Source organism: Bradyrhizobium neotropicale, from assembly GCF_001641695.1.
GTDB classification, from domain to species: domain Bacteria; phylum Pseudomonadota; class Alphaproteobacteria; order Rhizobiales; family Xanthobacteraceae; genus Bradyrhizobium; species Bradyrhizobium neotropicale.
On sequence record NZ_LSEF01000120.1, the window covers coordinates 1 to 3,249 of the forward strand.

The window sequence follows — 3,249 nt, forward strand, 5'->3', positions numbered from 1 at the left end:
GTCGTGCTGCCGGGCCTTGGCCGCAAGGACGAGATCGGCGAGATGGCCGGCGCGGTCGAGGAGTTCAAGATGCAGGCGGTGGCGAAAGCCGAGCGCGATGCTGCCGCCAGCGAGGCCCAGAACAAGGAAGCAAGTGCGGCGCGCCGTTCCGAGCTGATCCGCTTTGCCGACGATTTCGAAAGCGCCGTGGGCGCCATCGTCTCCAACGTCTCGGCCTCTGCCGTGCAGCTTGAATCGGCGGCCTCGACGCTGACCCGCACCGCCGAGACCACGCAGAGCCTGTCGAGCCAGGTCGCCGGCGTGTCCGAGCAGGCCTCGAGCAACATGCAGTCGGTCGCGACCGCGACCGAGGAGCTGTCGGCCTCCGTCGAGGAGATCGGCCGCCAGGTCCGCGACTCCAGCCGCATCGCGGAAGCCGCCGTGGTGCAGGCCAAGGAGACCGACGGCCGCATCGGCAAGCTTTCGCATGCCGCCCAGCAGATCGGCGAGGTGGTCAAGCTGATCACGGCGATCGCCGAGCAGACCAATCTTCTGGCGCTCAACGCCACCATCGAGGCGGCGCGCGCCGGTGAGGCCGGCCGCGGCTTTGCCGTGGTCGCGAGCGAAGTGAAGTCGCTGGCGAGCCAGACCGCGAAGGCGACGGACGAGATCTCCTCGCATATCGCAGGGATGCAGGGCGCGACCGCCGAATCGGTTGCCGCGATCAAGGAGATCGGCGCGACCATCGGCCAGATCTCGACGATTTCGACCTCCATCGCCAGCGCGGTGGAGCAGCAGGGTGCCGCCACCCAGGAGATCGCCCGCAGCGTCCAGAACGTCGCGCAAGGCACGCAAGCCGCCGCCACCGACATCGGCCAGGTCAACCGCGGCGCCGCCGAGACCGGCTCGGCCTCGGAGGAGGTGCTGAATTCGGCCAAGTCGCTCTCCAGCGAGAGCACCCGCCTCCGCGCCGAGCTCGACCGCTTCATGGGGAATATCAGGGCGGCGTAACGCTCAGGTCGGGCCACTCGCTCCAATGTCGTCCCGGCCTACGCCGGGACGACGAGCGGAGATCGAGGCTGCCACTCGTAACTCCTGACGGCGCGAAGGGCCCCCATCCGCGTCACCTAACCGCAAGTTGCGATGCCGCAAATTTACCGCGGCTTATCCTTTGCTCCGTAACGTGCTCGTGAGTCGGGAAGCGGGCTGCTTCCGGGCTGCGCCTGGTTTTCCGCGAATGGAATGGGGTGGGGGAATGTCCGTCAAGTCCAAGCCGAGCACATCGAAGCTGCCAACGCTGCGCTTTCGCGCAAAGATCATCCTCGGTTTCGTGGCGGTGCTCGCCATCCTCGCCGTCAGCATGGCCTTCGCCTATTTCGGCTTCGAGCGGATCGCGGGTGCCGTCGCCTCCTACCGCACCAGCGTGTCGGAAGCCGACCTCGCGCGGACCGTGGATCGCGAGCTGATCGCCTATCAGGGGCTGGCGCGGGCCTATACGCTGACCGGCGCGGCGGATGACGAGACCGCGGCGAAGGCGGCCGAAGAGAATCTGAAGGCGGCGATCGCAAAGTCGATGGCGGCAACGACGACAGCCGCGCGCCGCGAGCAGGTCGGCCAGCTCGAGGCCGAGTTCCAGCGCTTCACAAAGGTGTTTGGCGAGATCATCACGCTGACGCGCGAGAACGCCAAGATCGCGGCCGATGAGCTCAACGGCGTCGGCAACAAGATCCGCTTCAAGTTCGACGACCTCGCCGACACCGCCGCGCTGGCTGGCCTCGCCTCGGTTCAGACCACGGCCAAGGACGTCACCTCGCAATATCTGGCCGTCTCCACCTCGGTCAGCGCCTTCGTCGCCAAGCCGGAGCCGAAGACGTCCGACGGCGTGATCGCGCGCATCAAGTTCCTGGAGACCCTGCTGGTCTCGATCTATGCCAACGACCAGAAGATCACCGACCGGGTCACCGAGATCGGCAACCTCCTGAAGCAGTACCGCTCCTCCTTCGCAAAACTGTCCGAGAACGTGAAGGTCATCGTCAAGCTGAACGGCGAGATGACCAAGACGGCGGCGTCCATCCTCAAGGCGTCGGGCGAATTGCGGGCGGATGTGACGGCCGACCAGCAGCGCATCGAGGCAAGTGCCAATGCCACGATCGGGGAGATCGAGCGGCTGATGCTGATGATGGCGCTGGGCGGCCTCGCCGTCGGCGCCGCGCTGGCCCTGATGCTCGGCAACGGCATTTCGCGTCCGATGATCGCGATGTGCAAGGCGATGCGCGAGCTTGCGTCGGGCAATTTCGACGTCGTGCTGCCGGGCCTTGGCCGCAAGGACGAGATCGGCGAGATGGCCGGCGCGGTCGAGGAGTTCAAGATGCAGGCGGTGGCGAAAGCCGAGCGCGATGCTGCCGCCAGCGAGGCCCAGAACAAGGAAGCAAGTGCGGCGCGCCGTTCCGAGCTGATCCGCTTTGCCGACGATTTCGAAAGCGCCGTGGGCGCCATCGTCTCCAACGTCTCGGCCTCTGCCGTGCAGCTTGAATCGGCGGCCTCGACGCTGACCCGCACCGCCGAGACCACGCAGAGCCTGTCGAGCCAGGTCGCCGGCGTGTCCGAGCAGGCCTCGAGCAACATGCAGTCGGTCGCGACCGCGACCGAGGAGCTGTCGGCCTCCGTCGAGGAGATCGGCCGCCAGGTCCGCGACTCCAGCCGCATCGCGGAAGCCGCCGTGGTGCAGGCCAAGGAGACCGACGGCCGCATCGGCAAGCTTTCGCATGCCGCCCAGCAGATCGGCGAGGTGGTCAAGCTGATCACGGCGATCGCCGAGCAGACCAATCTTCTGGCGCTCAACGCCACCATCGAGGCGGCGCGCGCCGGTGAGGCCGGCCGCGGCTTTGCCGTGGTCGCGAGCGAAGTGAAGTCGCTGGCGAGCCAGACCGCGAAGGCGACGGACGAGATCTCCTCGCATATCGCAGGGATGCAGGGCGCGACCGCCGAATCGGTTGCCGCGATCAAGGAGATCGGCGCGACCATCGGCCAGATCTCGACGATTTCGACCTCCATCGCCAGCGCGGTGGAGCAGCAGGGTGCCGCCACCCAGGAGATCGCCCGCAGCGTCCAGAACGTCGCGCAAGGCACGCAAGCCGCCGCCACCGACATCGGCCAGGTCAACCGCGGCGCCGCCGAGACCGGCTCGGCCTCGGAGGAGGTGCTGAATTCGGCCAAGTCGCTCTCCAGCGAGAGCACCCGCCTCCGCGCCGAGCTCGACCGCTTCATGGG

At 67.3% G+C, this 3,249-nt stretch carries 2 protein-coding genes; both read left to right on the forward strand.

Translation table 11 applies throughout. The features are described from left to right. Nucleotides 1-990: methyl-accepting chemotaxis protein (locus tag AXW67_RS38090; RefSeq protein ID WP_245315566.1), on the forward strand; the 990-nt coding region annotated here is incomplete at its 5' end. Between the two features lie 244 nt (nucleotides 991-1,234). Next, on the forward strand, nucleotides 1,235-3,249 hold a 2,015-nt coding region (locus AXW67_RS38095), incomplete at its 3' end, for a methyl-accepting chemotaxis protein (protein WP_063682041.1).